The organism is Allobosea sp. 05L423, from assembly GCF_056397745.1.
Window position 1 is genome coordinate 278,993 of record NZ_JBFTOA010000002.1, and the last position, 17,325, is coordinate 296,317.

General features: G+C 66.3%; 16 protein-coding genes. 11 read left to right on the forward strand and 5 right to left on the reverse strand.

The window, feature by feature from the left end; all coding sequences use genetic code 11:
- Window positions 1-293 precede the first annotated feature (293 nt).
- Window positions 294-3,647 (forward strand): hypothetical protein, encoded by a 3,354-nt coding sequence (locus tag AC1DNE_RS05365; RefSeq protein WP_476840942.1) that lies wholly within the window; start codon window positions 294-296, stop codon window positions 3,645-3,647.
- Between the two features lie 15 nt (window positions 3,648-3,662).
- Here the strand turns inward: AC1DNE_RS05365 and tyrS are convergent, their stop codons facing one another.
- Both tyrS and AC1DNE_RS05375 read right to left on the reverse strand, forming a co-directional pair.
- Window positions 3,663-4,916, reverse strand: a complete 1,254-nt coding sequence (gene tyrS / locus AC1DNE_RS05370) for a tyrosine--tRNA ligase (RefSeq protein WP_476765321.1) — start codon at window positions 4,914-4,916, stop codon at window positions 3,663-3,665.
- A 191-nt stretch (window positions 4,917-5,107) separates the two neighbouring features.
- Complete coding sequence (locus tag AC1DNE_RS05375) at window positions 5,108-5,335, reverse strand: DUF1127 domain-containing protein (RefSeq protein ID WP_476765322.1); 228 nt, start codon at window positions 5,333-5,335, stop codon at window positions 5,108-5,110.
- Between the two features lie 128 nt (window positions 5,336-5,463).
- On the opposite strand from AC1DNE_RS05375, the gene gcvA reads away from it, so the two are divergent.
- The gene (gcvA, locus tag AC1DNE_RS05380) at window positions 5,464-6,411 is read left to right on the forward strand and encodes a transcriptional regulator GcvA (RefSeq protein WP_476765323.1); all 948 of its coding nucleotides are present in this window, start codon (window positions 5,464-5,466) and stop codon (window positions 6,409-6,411) included.
- A 9-nt stretch (window positions 6,412-6,420) separates the two neighbouring features.
- On the opposite strand, the gene AC1DNE_RS05385 is transcribed toward gcvA, so the two are convergent.
- The gene (locus AC1DNE_RS05385) at window positions 6,421-7,092 is read right to left on the reverse strand and encodes an alpha/beta hydrolase (RefSeq protein WP_149129147.1); all 672 of its coding nucleotides are present in this window, start codon (window positions 7,090-7,092) and stop codon (window positions 6,421-6,423) included.
- Window positions 7,093-7,385: 293 nt separating this feature from the next.
- On the opposite strand from AC1DNE_RS05385, the gene AC1DNE_RS05390 reads away from it, so the two are divergent.
- From AC1DNE_RS05390 to AC1DNE_RS05425, 8 genes are all read left to right on the forward strand, one after another.
- Window positions 7,386-8,591 (forward strand): cysteine desulfurase family protein, encoded by a 1,206-nt coding sequence (locus AC1DNE_RS05390; protein WP_441471086.1) that lies wholly within the window; start codon window positions 7,386-7,388, stop codon window positions 8,589-8,591.
- 60 nt (window positions 8,592-8,651) lie between these two features.
- Window positions 8,652-10,124, forward strand: a complete 1,473-nt coding sequence (gene sufB / locus AC1DNE_RS05395) for a Fe-S cluster assembly protein SufB (protein ID WP_441470940.1) — start codon at window positions 8,652-8,654, stop codon at window positions 10,122-10,124.
- 110 nt (window positions 10,125-10,234) lie between these two features.
- On the forward strand, window positions 10,235-10,987 hold the full coding sequence (sufC, locus tag AC1DNE_RS05400; protein ID WP_441470941.1) for a Fe-S cluster assembly ATPase SufC: 753 nt from the start codon (window positions 10,235-10,237) through the stop codon (window positions 10,985-10,987).
- Entirely contained in the window at window positions 10,987-12,336 is a 1,350-nt protein-coding gene (sufD, locus tag AC1DNE_RS05405; RefSeq protein ID WP_441470942.1) for a Fe-S cluster assembly protein SufD, read from the forward strand. Before sufC ends, sufD begins: the two co-directional genes overlap by 1 nt.
- Window positions 12,336-12,542, forward strand: a complete 207-nt coding sequence (locus tag AC1DNE_RS05410; protein WP_038365758.1) for a tautomerase family protein — start codon at window positions 12,336-12,338, stop codon at window positions 12,540-12,542. The genes sufD and AC1DNE_RS05410 overlap by 1 nt, the downstream gene beginning before the upstream one ends.
- 2 nt (window positions 12,543-12,544) lie before the next feature.
- Entirely contained in the window at window positions 12,545-13,798 is a 1,254-nt protein-coding gene (locus tag AC1DNE_RS05415) for an aminotransferase class V-fold PLP-dependent enzyme (RefSeq protein WP_441470943.1), read from the forward strand.
- Window positions 13,799-13,853: 55 nt separating this feature from the next.
- Window positions 13,854-14,213 (forward strand): SUF system Fe-S cluster assembly protein, encoded by a 360-nt coding sequence (locus AC1DNE_RS05420; protein WP_441471087.1) that lies wholly within the window; start codon window positions 13,854-13,856, stop codon window positions 14,211-14,213.
- A 114-nt stretch (window positions 14,214-14,327) separates the two neighbouring features.
- A complete protein-coding gene (locus AC1DNE_RS05425; RefSeq protein ID WP_441470944.1) occupies window positions 14,328-15,218 on the forward strand; it encodes a PhzF family phenazine biosynthesis protein in 891 nt (296 codons plus the stop codon).
- On the opposite strand, the gene AC1DNE_RS05430 is transcribed toward AC1DNE_RS05425, so the two are convergent.
- Both AC1DNE_RS05430 and AC1DNE_RS05435 read right to left on the reverse strand, forming a co-directional pair.
- Complete coding sequence (locus AC1DNE_RS05430) at window positions 15,213-15,569, reverse strand: MmcQ/YjbR family DNA-binding protein (RefSeq protein WP_441470945.1); 357 nt, start codon at window positions 15,567-15,569, stop codon at window positions 15,213-15,215. The genes AC1DNE_RS05425 and AC1DNE_RS05430 overlap by 6 nt on opposite strands.
- Before the next feature lie 7 nt (window positions 15,570-15,576).
- Window positions 15,577-16,644, reverse strand: a complete 1,068-nt coding sequence (locus tag AC1DNE_RS05435) for a malate/lactate/ureidoglycolate dehydrogenase (protein WP_441470946.1) — start codon at window positions 16,642-16,644, stop codon at window positions 15,577-15,579.
- A gap of 206 nt (window positions 16,645-16,850) precedes the next feature.
- Here AC1DNE_RS05435 and AC1DNE_RS05440 point away from each other — a divergent pair, with 206 nt between their 5' ends.
- Window positions 16,851-17,240, forward strand: a complete 390-nt coding sequence (locus AC1DNE_RS05440; RefSeq protein ID WP_441470947.1) for a HesB/IscA family protein — start codon at window positions 16,851-16,853, stop codon at window positions 17,238-17,240.
- The last annotated feature ends 85 nt before the right edge of the window (window positions 17,241-17,325 follow it).

A 17,325-nucleotide genomic window follows, 5' to 3' on the forward strand; every position in this document is an offset into this window, starting at 1 on the left:
GTCGCCTTCTCACTGCATGGACCGCCGAACACGACAAGGCAGGCCGGCGATACCATCGGTCAGCGAAGCATGTGGCACGTCCTTTCCGGATTGCCGAATCGCTTCGTCTGGCCTCATCGACATGCATGCCGTCTGGCGGGATTGCGGCAAGAGGCGAACAGACGCACTCTGCGGCAGGCCGATGCCCGGCGCCGAAAAGGACCACGCGCATCTTGGCGGATGAGGAAGTAGGGGCCACGGCTTCGGGGCGAGCGGAAGCGCAGCCCGAGCGCGAAGCTTGTGAAGTCGAGATCGTGAAGCGCCGCGCGAAAGCCGGGCTCGCGACGATCTGCGTCGCGATCACGGTGGCCATTGTGGTTCTGGCGGGCGCGGCGGTCACGCTTCTGGCGACCGGGATCGTCCCATTGTCGGGCCTCGAGGGACGTATCTCCGCAGCAATCGAGGAGCGGCTGGGGCCGGGCTGGGAGGTCGAGGCCGCATCGGCCGAGCTCAGCCGGACCGACGGACATTCGCAGCTCAAGGTTCGTCAGGTCCTCTTCCGCCATGCCAGCGGCGCCATCATCCGCGCCCCTGAAGCGGTTCTCGGCTATGAGCCGCTCGCTCTGCTCAAGGGCGATATCCGGCTGGTTTCGGTCGATCTGCGCGGGGTCAATGTCCGCCTCGGCGTCAACAAGGAAGGCGTCCTCGTCGTCAATGCCGACTCGGCGCCTGCCGAGACCCCGCCGACACCGGCACTGCCGGACGCCGCGCAATGGAACGCCTTCACCGGCATCATGGGCGCGATCTCGATGCTGGCGCGCGGCGACGGATTGCTTGGTTCGCTGGAGACCGCCGGCATGAACGGTGCGCGCCTGGCGCTCGTCGATCCCGATGGTCGCCTGAAGGCTGGCCTCGAGGATGTCGAGATCAGGCTCACGCGCTCCGGCGAGCGCGGAACCCGCCTGACGATGAAGGGGCGCACCGGCCAGCGCTGGAAGGACATCGCCGTCGATCTGTCGACGGAGGCCGATGGAACGCAGCGGGCCGACATCGACATCCTGCGCTTCGAGCCGGCGGAGATCGTGGCGCTGGCTTTGGGCACCGGGGTGAGCCTGGAAGGCTTGCCGCTCCAGGGCAAGGCGACGCTCCGCCAGACGCCGGACGGGCACAAGTCGATCACGGCGCAGATCGATGTCCATGCCGGCCATGTCCGCTTCCCGGACGGGCCGATGCCGCCGCTGGCGGTCGATTCCGTTCATCTCGAACTGGCGAGTGGCGCCGATCTCACGCAGCTCGACATCCAGAAGGCCGAGTTCAAGGCCGGTTCGACGCAGCTGACCGCGACCGGCTCTCTACGCACCGACGATGGGGCCTGGCGGCTTGCCCTCGACGCCAGCGGTCAGCTCGCCGGCCTCGATGCGACGGATGCCGCCGTTCGGATCGATAGCCTGAAGGCAGCGCTCAAGATCGACCCGGCGAACGCTACGGTGAGGATCGAGCAGGCAGCGATCCGCGGACCTGCCGCGACCGTCGACATGACCGCCTATATCCAGAAGCAGGGCGAATCCCCGCTGCAGCGCTTCGCGATCAAGGCGAGCGATTCCGACGTGCGTGCGCTGCTCGCGATCTGGCCCGAGTTCACCACCCCCCAGGTGCATCAGACCCTGCACCATCAGCTCGCAGCCGGCCGGATGAAGTCGCTGTCCGTTGATCTCGACCTGCCGGCGGCCGATCATGCCCGCCTGATCCGCGGCCACGGGCTGCCGGACGGCGCCCTTTCGGTCGTGATCGATGCCAATCAGGTCCGCTATCTGCCCGATCCCGGCCTGCCGCCGCTGGCGGATGCCACCGTCACCGGCAAGGTGACGGGGCGGACCGTGCAACTGGCGATCGGCAATGCCACCGCCGAGCTCGGCAATGGACGGCAGTTGCAGCTCAGCGAAGGCAGCTTCGCCATGCCCGACTACGCCGTACATCGAGCCCCGGGCCGCATCGGTTTTCGTTCGCAGGGCTCGATGGACGCTTTGGCCGCGCTCTTCGCCTTTCCGGCCCTCAAGGATTTCAATCTCGGACAGATCGACCCCGGCGCCATCAAGGGCGCGAGCGATCTGAAGGTCACCATCGCGCTGCCGCTCGCACATGATCTCAAGCCGGACGAAATCACCGTCACCGGCGCGGGAACGCTGACGAATGTCAGTTCGGATACGCTTCTTGGGACGGAGAGGCTGGAAGGCGGCAATCTTTCCGTCAATGTCGACCGCAACGGTCTTGCCCTGCGCGGCGATGCACGCATCGGCGGCGACAAGGGCACCATCGAACTGAAGCAGAACGGCAAGGGGCAGGGCGAAGCCACGCTGCAACTCAACCTCGACGCCGCGGCTCGGCAGCGGCGTGGTCTCGGCGCGGATTCAGGTATTTCGGGCACGCTCCCCGTGAAGGTCACGAAGCTTCTCGGCAAGGGCGGCGATGGGCCGCCGCGCATCGAGATCGATCTGACCAAGGTGGCGCTCGATGGCGTCGTTCCCGGCCTGAGCAAGCCGGCCGGCCGGCCCGGCAAGCTCAGCTTCCTCTATGTCTCCAGTTCCGACGGGCCGGATCTGGAGGACTTCACGCTCGATGCAGCGCCTGCTCTGATCAAGGGGCGGGTGGAGCTGAACAGGCAGAACGGCCTCGACGCCGCCAGCCTCTCGCAGTTCCGGATCTCTCCCGGCGACAATCTGAAGCTCGACGTGAAGCGGGACGGCAATGTCACCAAGCTCGCTGTGCGCGGCGCCGTCGCGGATCTGCGCCCCTTCATCAAGGATATCCAGGGCGCGGCCCCTCCATCCAGGGGTGCAGACAAGGCGGGGCCGAAGGATAGCGACTACGACATCGATCTCGATGTGCCGATCCTGACCGGATTCAACAACGAGGCCATTACCAACGGCACGCTCAAGCTCTCCAAGCGGGGCGGCGAGGTGCGGTCGGCAAACTTCCAGGGGCGGATCGGCAAGGCCGATGTGACGGCGCGCCAGGGCCGGCAGGGTGAGCGCCTTGTCGTTCAATCCGAGAACGGCGGCTCGCTCCTGCGCTTCCTCGATCTCTACAACAAGGCCCATGGCGGCGATCTCGTCCTGACCATGGGGTCGGGAGCAAGCCAGAGCGGCGATCTGATGTTCCGGAACTTCATCGTGCGCGACGAGCCGGCCCTGCGTCGCGTGGTCGGTGCTCAATCCGCAAACGCCTTCTCGGGGGATCGCCCCGAGGAGCAGCGTATCGACACCTCCGAGGTCGCCTTCACCAAGCTCAAGGCGGAGTTCACCCGTTCCACCAGCCGGCTCGACGTTTCCGAGATGGTGATCTGGGGCCAGCAGGTCGGTTTCACCCTGCAGGGCCATGTCGACTATGGGCGTGACCGCGTCGATATCGGTGGCACCTTCGTGCCAGGCTATGCCTTCAACAACGCCTTCGCCCAAGTGCCGGTGGTCGGCGCCTTGCTCGGCGGCGGCAGCCAGTATGGCGGTCTCTTCGCCGTCAACTTCCGGATTTCGGGCCCGGCCAGCGCGCCGACCATGACGATCAATCCGCTCTCTGCAATCGCACCCGGCATCCTGCGCCGCTTCGTCGATCCGCTCGGCGGCTCGCCGGCGCAACGCCCGGTCCAGCCGGGCGAGGCGCCGCGACGCTGAGCGACGTGCTGCGGCCTATTCGGGCCGCAACAGGATGTGCTTCTTCTTGCCGAAGGAGAGCTTGATCACGCCTTCCGACGACAGGTCGGAGAGCCCGAGCAAAGCGCGCTCATCCGTCACGACCGCGTCGTTGACGCGCAGGCCGCCGGCCTTGACCTGGCGGCGGGCCTCGCCGGTGGAGGGCACCAGCCCCGCCTTGACGAAGGCGGTCAGCACCCCGACGCCCGGCTCGATCTCGGCCCGCGCTATCGCGACGCTCGGCAGGTCGGCCGCGAGCGCGCCTTCCTCGAAGGTCTTGCGCGCGGTCTCGGCGGCGGCTTCCGCCGCCTCGCGGCCATGGACGATCGCGGTGATCTCGGTGGCGAGGATCTTCTTCGCCTCGTTCAGCTCGGCGCCACCGAGCGCGGCGAGCCTGGCGATCTCGTCCAGCGGCAGCCGAGTGAACACCTTGAGGAAACGGCCGACATCGGCGTCCTCGGTGTTGCGGAAATACTGCCAGAAATCATAGGGGCTGAAGACGTCGGCATTGAGCCAGACCGCGCCGTTGGCTGTCTTGCCCATCTTGGCGCCGGAGGAGGTCGTCAGCAGCGGGGTCGTCACGCAGTAGAGCTGCGGGCCGCCCATCCGGTGCGAGAGATCGACGCCGTTGATGATGTTGCCCCACTGGTCGGAGCCGCCCATCTGCAGACGGCAGCCATAACGGCGGTTGAGCTCGACGAAGTCGTAGCCCTGCATGATCATGTAGTTGAATTCGAGGAAGGACAGAGACTGCTCGCGGTCGAGCCTGAGCTTCACCGAATCGAAGGACAGCATGCGGTTGACCGAGAAATGCCGGCCGACATCGCGCAGGAACTCGACATAGTTCAGCTTCAGCAGCCAGTCGGCATTGTTGGCCATCATCGCGTCGGTCGGCCCGTCGCCATAGCGCAGGATACGGCCGAAGACCCGCTTGATGCTCTCGATATTGCTGGCGATCTCCTCGACCGTGAGCAGCTTGCGCTGGTCGTCGCGGAAGGAGGGGTCGCCCACCATGGAGGTGCCGCCGCCCATCAGCGTGATCGGGTGGTGGCCGGTCTCCTGGAACCAGTAGAGCATCGTCAGCGAGATCAGGTTGCCGATATGGATGCTGGTTGCGGTCGCGTCATAGCCGACATAGGCCGTCTGGGTTCCCTGCCGGCACAGAGCATCGAGGCCCGCCGGATCGGAGACCTGATGGATGAGGCCGCGCTCGTCGAGCACGCGCAGGAAATCGGACTTGTAGGTGGTCATGGCGGCTTGCGATCTGGTGAATGTCGTTCCGCCGTCGTCTAGAGCATGGACCGAAAAGTGGAAACCACTTTTCGGAAAATCCGATGCCAAACAAAGAGCTGGATCGCCACTTTGCGTCCGACAGGACGCCAGGCGATCCAGCATGTTCAGCCAAAGTGGAAACCGCTTTTGCGGCAGGAGCACCTGCTGGCTTACCCTGGGACGCGGTTGAGCCAGAGCGCCGCAGGGGTGGATGGGCGCGGCGGGTCGACGATCTCGCGCGACAGTCCGAGATCGCAGAGGGCACGATCGTCGAGCGTTGCGAGATAGCGCTGCGCCCGGGCGGCAGCGAAGTGGCGCCGCCAGACCAGCAGCCAGCCGAGCGGGAAGGAAGCGCCGCTCTGCGGGGCAAGCGGTGCCGTTTGCGACAGGCAAGTCATGATCCGATCCTCGGGAAGGCGGGCGGCGGCGCCCGCTGATGTGAGTTCGAATCTGGACGAGCCGCGGCGCCGTCACAAAGCGGAAGATTGTCATCTGCCATAAAGACAGCTTATGCTTCGGCATGCCCATGCGTCCACCGCCACCGAAGCTTCCGCCCCTTGCAGCGGTCCGCGTCTTCGAGGCCGCGGCGCGCCACCAGAACTTCACCCGCGCGGCCGAGGAGCTTGGCATGACGCAGGCCGCGGTGAGCTATCAGATCCGGTTGCTCGAGGATCGCGTCGGTGCGGCGCTGTTCGTGCGCCAGCCGCGCCAGGTTGTTCTGACGGCGATCGGCCAGCGGCTCGCCGGGCCCGTTGCAAAGGCGCTCTTCGATATAGGCACCGTGTTTCGCGGGCTGTGCGAGGAGAACCAGGCCGTCCTGACGATCTCCTCGCTGCAGACCATGGCGATCACCTGGCTGTCGCCGCGCCTGGCCCAGTTCCAGGTCGAGAATCCGCAATTCGAGGTGCGGGTGGGAACGACAGAGCACCTCGTCAATTTTGCGACGGAATCGGTTGATCTCGCATTGCGGTACGGGCGGGGGGAATGGCCCGGCCTCGTGGCGGAACGGCTGTTTGCCTGTCATTACGCGCCGCTATGCACGCCCGAGCTGCGCGAGCAGCTGCAGCTACGCGAGCCCCGAGACCTGCTGCGGGCGCCGATGCTGAGCCCGATGGATATCTGCTGGAAGAGCTGGTTCGCCGATGTCGGCGTGGACGTGCCCAAGCTCGGTGGGCGCGCGACGATGGCGCTGCAGATGCAGGCGATGAGCATTCAGGCGGCGCTGCGCGGGCATGGCGTCGCGATGGCGATACCGGAGCTCTTCGCCTACGACATCGCAGCCGGGCGGCTGGTCTTCGCCATCGACCATGCCGTTCGCGACGAGCGCTCCTATTGGGTCGTCTACCCGCAGGAGCGCCAGCGCGAGCGCAAGATCAGGCTGTTCCGCGACTGGGTTCTGGCGGAAGCCCGGGCAGCCTGCATGAAGCTGCCCGTTCTCGCCGGAAGCCGGGGCGTTACCGTCCCGGCGGTCTGAGCGTCCGGGTCAGGCCTGTTCCTGCTCGGACTTGAGGATCTCGGGGCCGACCTTCCGGTCAAGATAGACGCCGACCTGCTCCATGAGCTGCTCGACGCGGCCGTCGAAGAAGTGGTTCGCGCCGTCGACCACGGCATGCTCGATCTGGATGCCCTTCTGGGTCTTCACCTTCTCGATCACCGCCATCACCTCCTTCACCGGGGCGACGCGATCCTCGGAGCCATGGACGAACAGGCCCGAGGACGGGCAGGGCGCCAGGAAGGAGAAGTCGTAGCGGTTGGCCATCGCCGCGATCGAGAGGAAGCCCTCGATCTCCGGGCGGCGCATCAGCAGCTGCATGCCGATCCAGGCGCCGAAGGAGACGCCGGCGATCCAGCAGCTCTTGGCCTCGGGGTTGAGCGCCTGCATCCAGTCGAGCGCGGCGGCCGCGTCCGAGAGCTCGCCGGCGCCGTGGTCGAACTGGCCCTGGCTGCGGCCGACGCCGCGGAAATTGAAGCGCAGCGCCGAGAAGCCGCGGTTCACGAAGGTGTAGAACAGATTGTAGACGATCTGGTTGTTCATCGTCCCGCCGAATTGCGGGTGCGGGTGCAGGATGATCGCCAGCGGCGCACCGCGCTTCTTGGCGGGCTGATAGCGGCCCTCGATACGACCTGCCGGCCCGTTGAAAATCACCTCTGGCATCGTCTCACCGCTTCCTGTCGGGGACGCCGGCACGGGCGGGCAGAAAGCGGGCGCATGCCTGCTCGAAACCCGGCCGCCCTTGACGACGCCACCATGCGCGCCCTAGATAAAGAGCGCTTAGAATAGTTCTAACAGCCGTGAACAAGTCGAGAACAAAACGGTGGATCGCTTGAGCGGACCGCGTCTCGACCGTTCCGGCCGGTTCGGATGGGCGGCTATAGCACGGCGCACAGGTGCGATTTCAAGCATTTCGTATCGACGAGCCGGGCAATGACGATGATGGAGCAGGAAGGATCGTGACGGCGGGGCGTGCCTATCTCGACCACAACGCCACCACCCCGGTCCGACCGGAGGTGTTGAAGGCGGTCGCGCATGCTCTTTCGCTGCCGGGCAATCCGTCTTCCGTTCATGGCGAGGGGCGGGCTGCGCGCGGCGCGCTGGAACGCGCGCGTGAGCAGGTCGCGGCGCTCGTCGGGGCCAAGGCGTCGAACGTCGTGTTCACCAGCGGCGGGACCGAGGCCAATGTCACGGTGCTTTCGCCCGGCCTGATGGATTGCGATGGCGGGCGCGACTGCGTGCGGACGCCCGCCTCGCTGCTGCTTCATAGCGCGACCGAGCACGCCTGTGTGCGCGAGGGGCATCGTTTCCCCTCCGGTGCCGCCGAGGCGATGCCGGTTGACGGCAATGGCGTGATCGATCTGGGCTGGCTCGACGAGCGGCTGGCGCGTTTCGTGGCGGATAGTCCTGGCGCGCGGGCGTTGGTCTCGATCCATCTCGCCAATAACGAGACCGGAGTCGTCCAGCCGATCGCCGACGCCGCCGAGATCGTGCATCGCCATGGCGGCTTGCTGCACAGCGACGCCGTGCAGGCGGCCGGCAAGATCGCCATCGACATCATGGCTGTTGGCGCCGACGTGCTGACGCTCTCGGCGCACAAGATCGGGGGTCCGAAGGGCGTCGGCGCAATTGTCTTCCGCACTGGTGCGCTCGAACTCGCCGACAAGCCAATGCGCGGCGGTGGGCAGGAGCGCGGCTGGCGCGCGGGAACCGAAAATCTCCCGGGAATCATCGGCTTCGGTGCCGCAGCTGAAGTCGCGCGCGAGCGTCTCGTTGAAGAGGCGGAGCGCGTCGCGAACCTGCGCGACCGCCTGGAAGCAGGGCTGGCCACTCTCTCGCCGGAGACGGCGATCTTCGGCCGCGCTGCGCCACGCCTGCCCAACACCAGCGCCTTCGCGACGCCGGGCCTCAAGGCCGAGACCGTGCTGATCAAGCTCGATCTGGCCGGGGCCGCGCTGTCCTCCGGCTCGGCCTGCTCCTCGGGCAAGGTCAAGCGTTCGCATGTGCTCGACGCGATGAAAATCGACCCCGCCATGAGCGCAGGGGCCTTGCGGGCCTCGCTCGGATGGACCACCTGCGAGGCAGATATCGACCTTTTCCTCGCGGCCTACGGCAAGCTCGTGGCCGCGGACACCGATCGGAGCGCCCGGGCTGCCGCCTGAGCGTTCCGCAACACGAAGACTGAACCGGCGGGCCCTTGAACCCGCGACTGGAGACTGAGCATGGCAGCGGTCCAGGAGACCATCGATCAGGTCAAGTCGATTGACGTGACCGAGTACAAATATGGCTTCGTCACCGAGATCGAGGTCGAGAAGCCGGCCAAGGGCCTGACCGAGGACACGGTCCGCTACATCTCGGCCCGCAAGAACGAGCCGGAATGGATGCTCGCATGGCGGCTGGACGCCTTCCGCCGCTGGAAGACCATGATCGAGCCGACCTGGTCGCGCGTGAACTATCCGCCGATCGATTATCAGGACCTCTATTACTATGCCGCGCCCAAGAAGGGCGCTTCGCCGAAGTCCCTCGACGAGGTCGATCCGGCGATTCTGGATACCTACAAGAAGCTCGGCATACCGCTGCGCGAGCAGGAGATTCTCGCCGGCGTCGCGCCGGAGAACCGCGTCGCGGTCGATGCGGTGTTCGATTCCGTCTCGGTGGTGACGACCTTCAAGGAGGAGCTCGCCAAGGCCGGTGTGATCTTCTGCTCGATCTCGGAGGCCATCCAGGAGCATCCGGAGCTGGTGAAGAAGTACCTCGCCAGCGTCGTGCCGGTGACGGACAACTATTTCGCCACGCTCAACAGCGCGGTCTTCACCGACGGCTCCTTCGTCTACATCCCCAAGGGCGTGCGCTGCCCGATGGAGCTGTCGACCTATTTCCGCATCAACGAGCAGAACACCGGCCAGTTCGAGCGCACGCTCATCATCGCCGACGAAGGCTCCTATGTGAGCTATCTCGAAGGCTGCACGGCGCCCAAGCGCGACGAGAACCAGCTTCACGCCGCCGTGGTCGAGCTGATCGCGCTGGACGACGCCGAGATCAAGTACTCGACCGTACAGAACTGGTATCCCGGCGACGCCGACGGCAAGGGCGGCATCTACAACTTCGTGACCAAGCGCGGCGATTGCCGCGGCAGGAATTCGAAGATCTCGTGGACGCAGGTCGAGACCGGCTCGGCGATCACCTGGAAATATCCGTCCTGCATCCTGCGCGGCGACGGATCGCGCGGCGAGTTCTACTCGATCGCGGTATCCAACGGGGCACAGCAGGTCGATAGCGGCACGAAGATGCTGCATCTCGGCAAGAACACGACCTCGAAGATCATCGCCAAGGGCATCGCGGCCGGCAAGTCGGACTCGACCTATCGCGGCATGGTCTCGGCCCATCGCAAGGCGACCGGCGCGCGCAACTTCACCAACTGCGACTCGCTGCTGATCGGCGACCAGTGCGGCGCGCACACGATCCCCTATATCGAGGCCAAGACCGCGACGGCGATCTTCGAGCACGAGGCCACGACCTCGAAGATCGGAGAGGACCAGATGTTCTACTGCCAGCAGCGCGGTCTTTCCGAGGAGGAGGCGGTGGCGCTGATCGTCAACGGCTTCGTCAAGGAGGTGCTGCAGCAGCTCCCGATGGAGTTCGCCGTCGAGGCGCAGAAGCTGATCACCATTTCCCTTGAAGGCTCCGTGGGCTGACGCCCGATCGTTTCCGAGATGCCCGGGCCAAGCCCGGGCAGGACGCCAGGACCAAGCGCGTCATGGTCGGGCTCGCCCCGACCATCTCCTGCAGAATGGAACTCTGAACAATGCTCGAAATTCGCAATCTGGTCGTCAAGATCGCCGACGAGGACAAGCAGATCCTCAATGGCCTGAACCTCACCGTGAACGACGGCGAGGTCGCCGCCATCATGGGGCCGAACGGCTCCGGCAAGTCGACGCTCAGCTATGTCATCGCCGGCAAGGAGGACTATGAGGTTCTCGACGGCGAAATCCTGCTCAACGGCCAGAACGTGCTGGAGATGGAGGCCGACCAGCGCGCCGCCGCCGGCATCTTCCTCGCCTTCCAGTATCCGCTGGAGATCCCCGGCGTCGCCACCATGACCTTCCTGAAGGCCGCGATGAACGCCCAGCGCAGGGCACGCGGGCAGGACGAGCTGCTGACGCCGGACTTCATCAAGCAGGTCAACGCCGCCGCCGACAAGCTCGGCATCGCCAAGGACATGCTGCGTCGCCCGCTCAATGTCGGCTTCTCCGGCGGTGAGAAGAAGCGCATGGAAATCCTTCAGATGGCTCTGCTTTCGCCGTCCATGTGCATCCTCGACGAGACCGATTCCGGCCTCGACATCGACGCGCTGCGCATTGTTGCCGAGGGCGTCAACGCGCTCCGCGACAAGAGCCGTGGCTTCCTGGTCATCACCCACTATCAGCGCCTGCTCGACCATATCGTGCCGGACACCGTCCACGTCATGTCGAAGGGCAGGATCGTGAAGACCGGCGGCAAGGAGCTGGCGCTCGAGCTCGAGAAGAGCGGCTACGCGGCCTATGGGGAGGCGGCGTAATGGCCATTGTCACCCCGCTGAAGACGGCTGCCGAGCAGCAGCTCGTCCAGCAATACGCGGACAGCAAGGCCGAGCTGCCCGGCGGCCCGGCCGTGCGCAAGCTGCGCGAGGAAGCCTTCGCCGGCTTCGAGGCCAAGGGTTTGCCGCATCGCCGGCTCGAATCCTGGCGCTATACCGACCTGCGCTCGCTGTTGCGCGAGGCACGCCCGCTCGCAGGCGGCACCGCCGTCACCGAGGCGGTGAAGGCACGGCTTGGCGAGCTGAAGCTCGGCGGCCTGCGCCTCATGCTGGTCGACGGCGCCTTCGCGCCGGAACTGTCCACGCTCGACGCGATTCCCGAGGGCGTCTCGGTGCAATCGCTTGCCGATGCGCTGGTCTCGCCGCGCGAGGATCTGACCCGCATCCTCGCCGGCCCCTCGGTCGGCGCGGACGACACCGGCCTGATGCTCAACACCGCGCTGATGCGTGACGGCGTCTTCGTCGAGATCGCCGAGGGCGTCGAGCTTGAGCAGCCCGTCGTAATCATCTCGCTCGCCTCGGGCGAGGAGGAGCGGGCGGTGTTCCACCGCTCGGTCGTGCTCGCCGGCAAGGGCGCCAAGGGAACGATCGTCGAAGTCAGCGAGGCGGCGGGCACCGCCGCGCAGCAGATCAACGGCGCCATCGTCTTCGAGACCGGTGACGAAAGCGAGATCCAGCATATCCGCCTCGTCACGCGCCAGGCCGCCGCGAGCGTGCAGGTGCAAAGCCTGCTCGTCACTGTCGGTGCCCACGCCAAGTTCGACTCCTTCGCCCTCGTCGCCAACGCGGGCACGCTGCGCCAGCAGCACTTCGTCCGCTATGCCGGCGAACACAGCGAGATCGGCCTGCGCGGCGTCAATCTGCTCCGTGGCTCCGAGCACTCCGACGTGACGCTGATCGTCGACCACGAGGTGCCGCACGGCACCAGCCGCGAGCTGTTCAAGACGATCGCGGGCGGCGAGGCCACCGGCGTCTTCCAGGGCAAGGTCATCGTGCGCCAGCATGCGCAGAAGACCGACGGCAGCATGAAGAGCAACGCGCTGCTGTTGAACGACGGCGCGACGATGTTCAACAAGCCCGAGCTCGAGATCTTCGCCGACGACGTGGTCTGCGGCCATGGCGCAACCGTGGCGCAGATCGACGGCGACCAGCTCTTCTACCTGATGGCGCGCGGCCTGCCGCGGCCGCAGGCGGAAGCGCTGGTGCTGCAGGCCTTCGCCGGCGAGGCGGCCGAGTTCATCGCCGACGAGAACCTGCGCGATCTGGTCATGGCCGAGGTCGAATCCTGGCTCAAGGCCCGCGAGGCCGCTTCCGAGGTGAGCACCGTCTGATGCCCTACATCAATCTCCAGATCACCAAGGGCGCGACGCGCGAGCAGAAGGCGCAGATCGTCAAGGAATTCACCGAGACGCTCGTGAAGGTGCTCGGCAAGAACCCGCAGAACACCCATATCGTGATCCAGGAGATTGAGCGGGAGGATTGGGGGCATGCCGGCGCGCTCGTCGCCGACCGGCAGCCCGGCACCGGAAAGGCGTGAGGATGAACGCGGTCACCGGCCAGCCCGTGCTAAAGCCCTATGACGTCGAGACCGTCAGGCGGGATTTCCCGATCCTGTCGCGCGAGGTCTACGGCAAGCCGCTCGTCTATCTCGACAACGCCGCCTCGGCGCAGAAGCCCGAGGTGGTGATCGAGGCGATGTCGCGGCTGATGCGCGAGGACTATTCCAACGTCCATCGCGGGCTGCACTATCTCGCGAACGCTTCGACCGAAGCCTATGAAGCCGCTCGCGAAAGTGCGCGGCGCTTCCTCAATGCCAAGCACCTTGAGGAGATCGTCTTCACGCGCTCCTCGACCGGGGCGCTCAACACGGTCGCATCCTCCCTCGGGCGCCATCTGAACCTCGGCGAGGGTGACGAGATCATCGTCTCGATCCTCGAGCACCACTCCAACATCGTGCCCTGGCACTATTGGCGCGAGCGCCATGGCGCCGTGCTGAAATGGGCTGGTATCGACGAGGACGGCAATTTCCTCGTCGAGGAATTCGAGAAGCTGATCACGCCGCGCACCAAGGTCGTCGCGCTGACGCATATGTCGAACGCGACCGGTACCATCGTGCCGATCGCCGAGATCGCCAAGATCTGCCGGGCGCACGGCATCCCGCTTGTGGTCGACGGCAGCCAGGGCGCCGTGCACCTGCCGGTCGACGTGCAGGCGCTGGGCTGCGACTTCTACGCCTTCACCGGCCACAAGACCTATGGGCCGACCGGTTCCGGCATCCTCTGGGGCCGCAAGGAATGGCTAGACAAGCTGCCGCCCTATGAAGGCGGCGGCGAGATGATCGTCACCGTCACCGAGGATACGGTGACCTATAACGACCCGCCGCATCGCTTCGAGGCCGGCACGCCGGCAATCGTCGAGGCTGTGGGGCTGGGCGCTGCGCTCGACTACATGATGGCGCTCGGCCGCGAGAACATCGCGGCGCATGAGGCCAGGCTCGGCGCCTATGCGATGGAACGTCTCGGCGAGATGAATTCCATCCGCATCTTCGGCAAGGCGAAGGAGAAGGGCGCGATCGTCGCCTTCGAGATGAAGGGCGCCCATGCCCATGACGTCGCGACGGTGATCGACCGCGCCGGTGTCGCAGTTCGCGCCGGCACCCATTGCGCCATGCCGCTTTTGGCACGATATGGGGTGACATCGACCTGCCGTGCCTCCTTCGGCCTCTACAACACGCTGGAAGAGGTCGACAAGCTGGTGGAAGCCCTGCGGAAGGCCGAGAGCCTTTTCGCCTGATAATCGAGGATTTTGAGCCTTGGCCACCTCCGAGCCCATCGCGTTGAAGGAAGACTTGAAGCCGAACGAGCCGCAGGTCGGCTCCGGCACGTCGCTTCCGCCCGAGGAGATCGACCGCCTGACCGATGACATCGTCGCGGCGCTGAAGACGGTCTACGACCCCGAGATCCCGGCTGACATCTACGAGCTCGGCCTGATCTATCGCGTCGACATCGCCGATGACCGCCAGGTCACCATCGACATGACGCTGACCGCGCCGGGCTGCCCCGTCGCCGGCGAGATGCCGGGCTGGGTCGAGAACGCCGTCAGCACGGTGCAGGGCATCGCGGGCGTGACGGTCAACATGACCTTCGACCCGCCCTGGGATCAGTCGCGTATGTCCGACGAGGCGCGCGTCGCTCTCGACATGTGGTGAAAAACGCCGGCTTCATGCCGGCGTGATGGATCGCATTCCATCGCTTCATTGGCTTTCGGCGCGTCCCGCTGGCAGGAAAGGCGATAGAGCCTCAGCTGCCTTTCGGAGCCTGCCATGCCGAGCTTTCCCTTTGAGACCGTCGACGTCTTCACCGACACGCCATTCGGCGGCAACCAGCTCGCCGTCTTCACCGATGCACGCGGCCTCTCCGACACCCAGATGCAGGCGCTGGCGGCGGAGATGAACTACAGCGAGACGACCTTCGTTCTGCCGCCGGACGATCCGGCCAACGACGCCAGGGTCCGGATCTTCACGCGTACGCATGAGATGCCTTTTGCCGGGCATCCGAATGTCGGCACGGCTTTCGTGCTCGCGCGCCACGGTCGCGACCGCGGCGGCGTGCTGCGCTTCGAGGAGATCGCCGGGCTGGTCGAGGTCAAGGTCGCGCGCGATGCCGCAGGCACGGTCACGGGGGCGACGATCGCCGCGCCCCAGCCCCTGACGAAAAGCATCGAGCTGCCGGCCGACGCGATCGCGGCCTGCGCGGGTCTGGCGCCATCGGATATTGTGGTGACGAACCACCAGCCGGTTCGTGCCTCGGTCGGGGTCTTCTTCGTTCTCGCGGAAATGACCGTGGAAGCGCTTTCCCGCGCCACGCCGGATCTGAGCCGTTTCCGGGCGGTGCGCGACGGCACGCCGGGGCTGGAAGGCCGCCTTTCGCTGTTCCTGTATGCGCGGGACGGCGCCGCCGATATCCGCGCGCGGATGTTCGCGCCGATCAGCGGCACCTGGGAGGATCCGGCGACCGGCAGTGCCAGCGCCACGGTCGCAGCCCTGCTGCTCTCGCTCAGTGGCAAGAACGATGCGAGCTTCACGCTGACGCAGGGCGTCGAGATGGGCCGGCCCAGCCTTCTGCACCTGACCGCGCGCCGTGGCGAGGACGGCATCCGCGCCACCGTCGGCGGCTCCTGCGCGCAGATGTTCCGGGGCGAAGCGCTCCTATAGGCCGAGCTCTGCACGCACCCGCTTCGTCAGCCCGGCCGCGGCGAGGCGGTGGCTCTCGCGCAGATAGTCCTGCAAGGCATCGTCCGGCATGCTCTCGGCCGTGAGCCATTGGATCCATTTCATGCCGCGCGAGGCGAGGTAGGGCGCCGGCCGAAGGCCCGGCTGCTCCCTGAGGATGTCGAAGGTCATAGGCGAGCATTTGAAGCTCACGGCCATCTCGCCGTCTTCCTGCTGCCGGGCGATGGCGAAGACCTTCCCGCCGACCTTCCAGACATCGGCGCCGCCCCATTGCACGACATGGCTCGTCGCCGGCAGCGAGGCGCAGAAGGCATTGTAGGCCTCGGGCGACATGTCGGCCTCAGTAGCTCTCGGCGTCGATGCCGTGGCGTGCCGCGGCGGCCTTGATCTGTGACCAGGTCTCGTCGTCGAGCGGGATGCCCGCGGCGCCGCGCTCGGCCCGGACCTTGCGCTCCTTGTCGCCCGGCGCGAGCACTGGATTGGCCGGGTCCTGCGGCTTCGCCGCGCGCACGAAGGCGAGGTAGCTTTCGGTGCGGCTCTTGCGCAGCTCGGCATCCGGCTCCAGCCGGGCCGGATCGATGATCACGCCGAAGAGCGAGTTGATGATCCAGCTCTTCTGCGGCTTCTGGTCGATGCGGGCGGCGCCCATCAATCCGGCCGATAGCAATTCGGCGATCAGCGAAAGGCCGGCGCCCTTGTGGTCGCCGAAGGGCAGCAGCGCGCCGAGCGGGTGGTCCGGGCTGGCGAAGACATGCGCCGGATCGGTGGTCGGTCGGCCTTCGCCATCGATGATGTAGCCGGGTGGCACCTGCTCGCCTTTGTTGAGGGCGACGCGGGCCTTGCCGTGGGCCATGCGGCTGGTGGCGAAATCGAGGATGAGCGGCTCGCCCCCGGGAACCGGGATGCCGATCGCATGCGGATTGGTGCCGAAGCGCGCCTCCTTGGCGGCATAGGGCGCGACGATGGGCGGGCGGCCGGCGACATTGACCCAGAAGAACGAGATCAGCCCGGCGGCTGCGGCGACCTCGGCATAGTGGCCGATCCGCCCGATATGATGCGAATCAAGCAGGTTCACGATGGCGACGCCGCCGGCCTTGGCCATCTCGATGGCGCGATCCACGGCGTTGCGCGCATTCGGCTGGCCGAGCGCGACCGCCCCGTCGATGATCAGGAAAGGCGCGGCGTCGACCCGGGCCTGCGGCTGCGATGTCGGGCTGAGATTGCCGTCAGCCAGCGACTGGAAATAGAGCGGGATCATGCCGACCCCGTGGCTGTCATGGCCGCTCAGATTGGCGAGCACGAGATGGTCGGCGGTTTCCTGCGCCTCCGCTTCCGTCCAGCCGGCCTTCATCACCATATCGTGGACGAGGGCGCGCAACGATTCGGGACGGTGCAGGCGATGAGGCATGGTTCTTCCGGGAGTTGGGCGGCCAGGCAGGATGAAACCGCCAGAGTGCATGCCCCGGGCGGATGCGCAATGCATCTGGCGATGGACGCAGGGCTGGGGATTGCATGGCGAGCTGCGTCCATCTCGACGCGAGCCGCCGCGATCCCTATGTTAGAGATGCAATCTTGCTTCACCGGGCCTTGAACCCGGTCGAGGAGGGACGAGGAATGTTTTCGATACCGGGCCTGAAGGTCATTTCGCTGACCGACGCAGCGGCCGCCCGCATCCGCGAGATCATGGCGCAGTCGGCTGGCGGCGACATGCCGGCGCTCGGCCTGCGCGTCGGCGTCAAGAAGGGCGGCTGCGCCGGGATGGAGTACACCTTCGAAATCGCCCGCGCGGTCAACAAGGGCGACGATGTCGTGACCGAGAAGGACGCGACCGTGGTTGTCGACGCCAAGGCGGTGCTGTTCCTGCTGGGCACCGAGCTCGATTTCAAGACCGACCGCTTCTCCTCGACTTTCGTCTTCAACAATCCCAATCAGGTCTCGGCCTGTGGCTGCGGCGAGTCGGTCGAGATCAAGCCGCGCAGCGAAAGCGCGCTCACGGCTCCCTGAACGGTCGACGTGGCCGCGCTCAGGCGGCTGGGCGAGCAGAGCGCCGCCCTCAAGCGCTGGACACAGGGCTCGCGCGGGCGGCCGC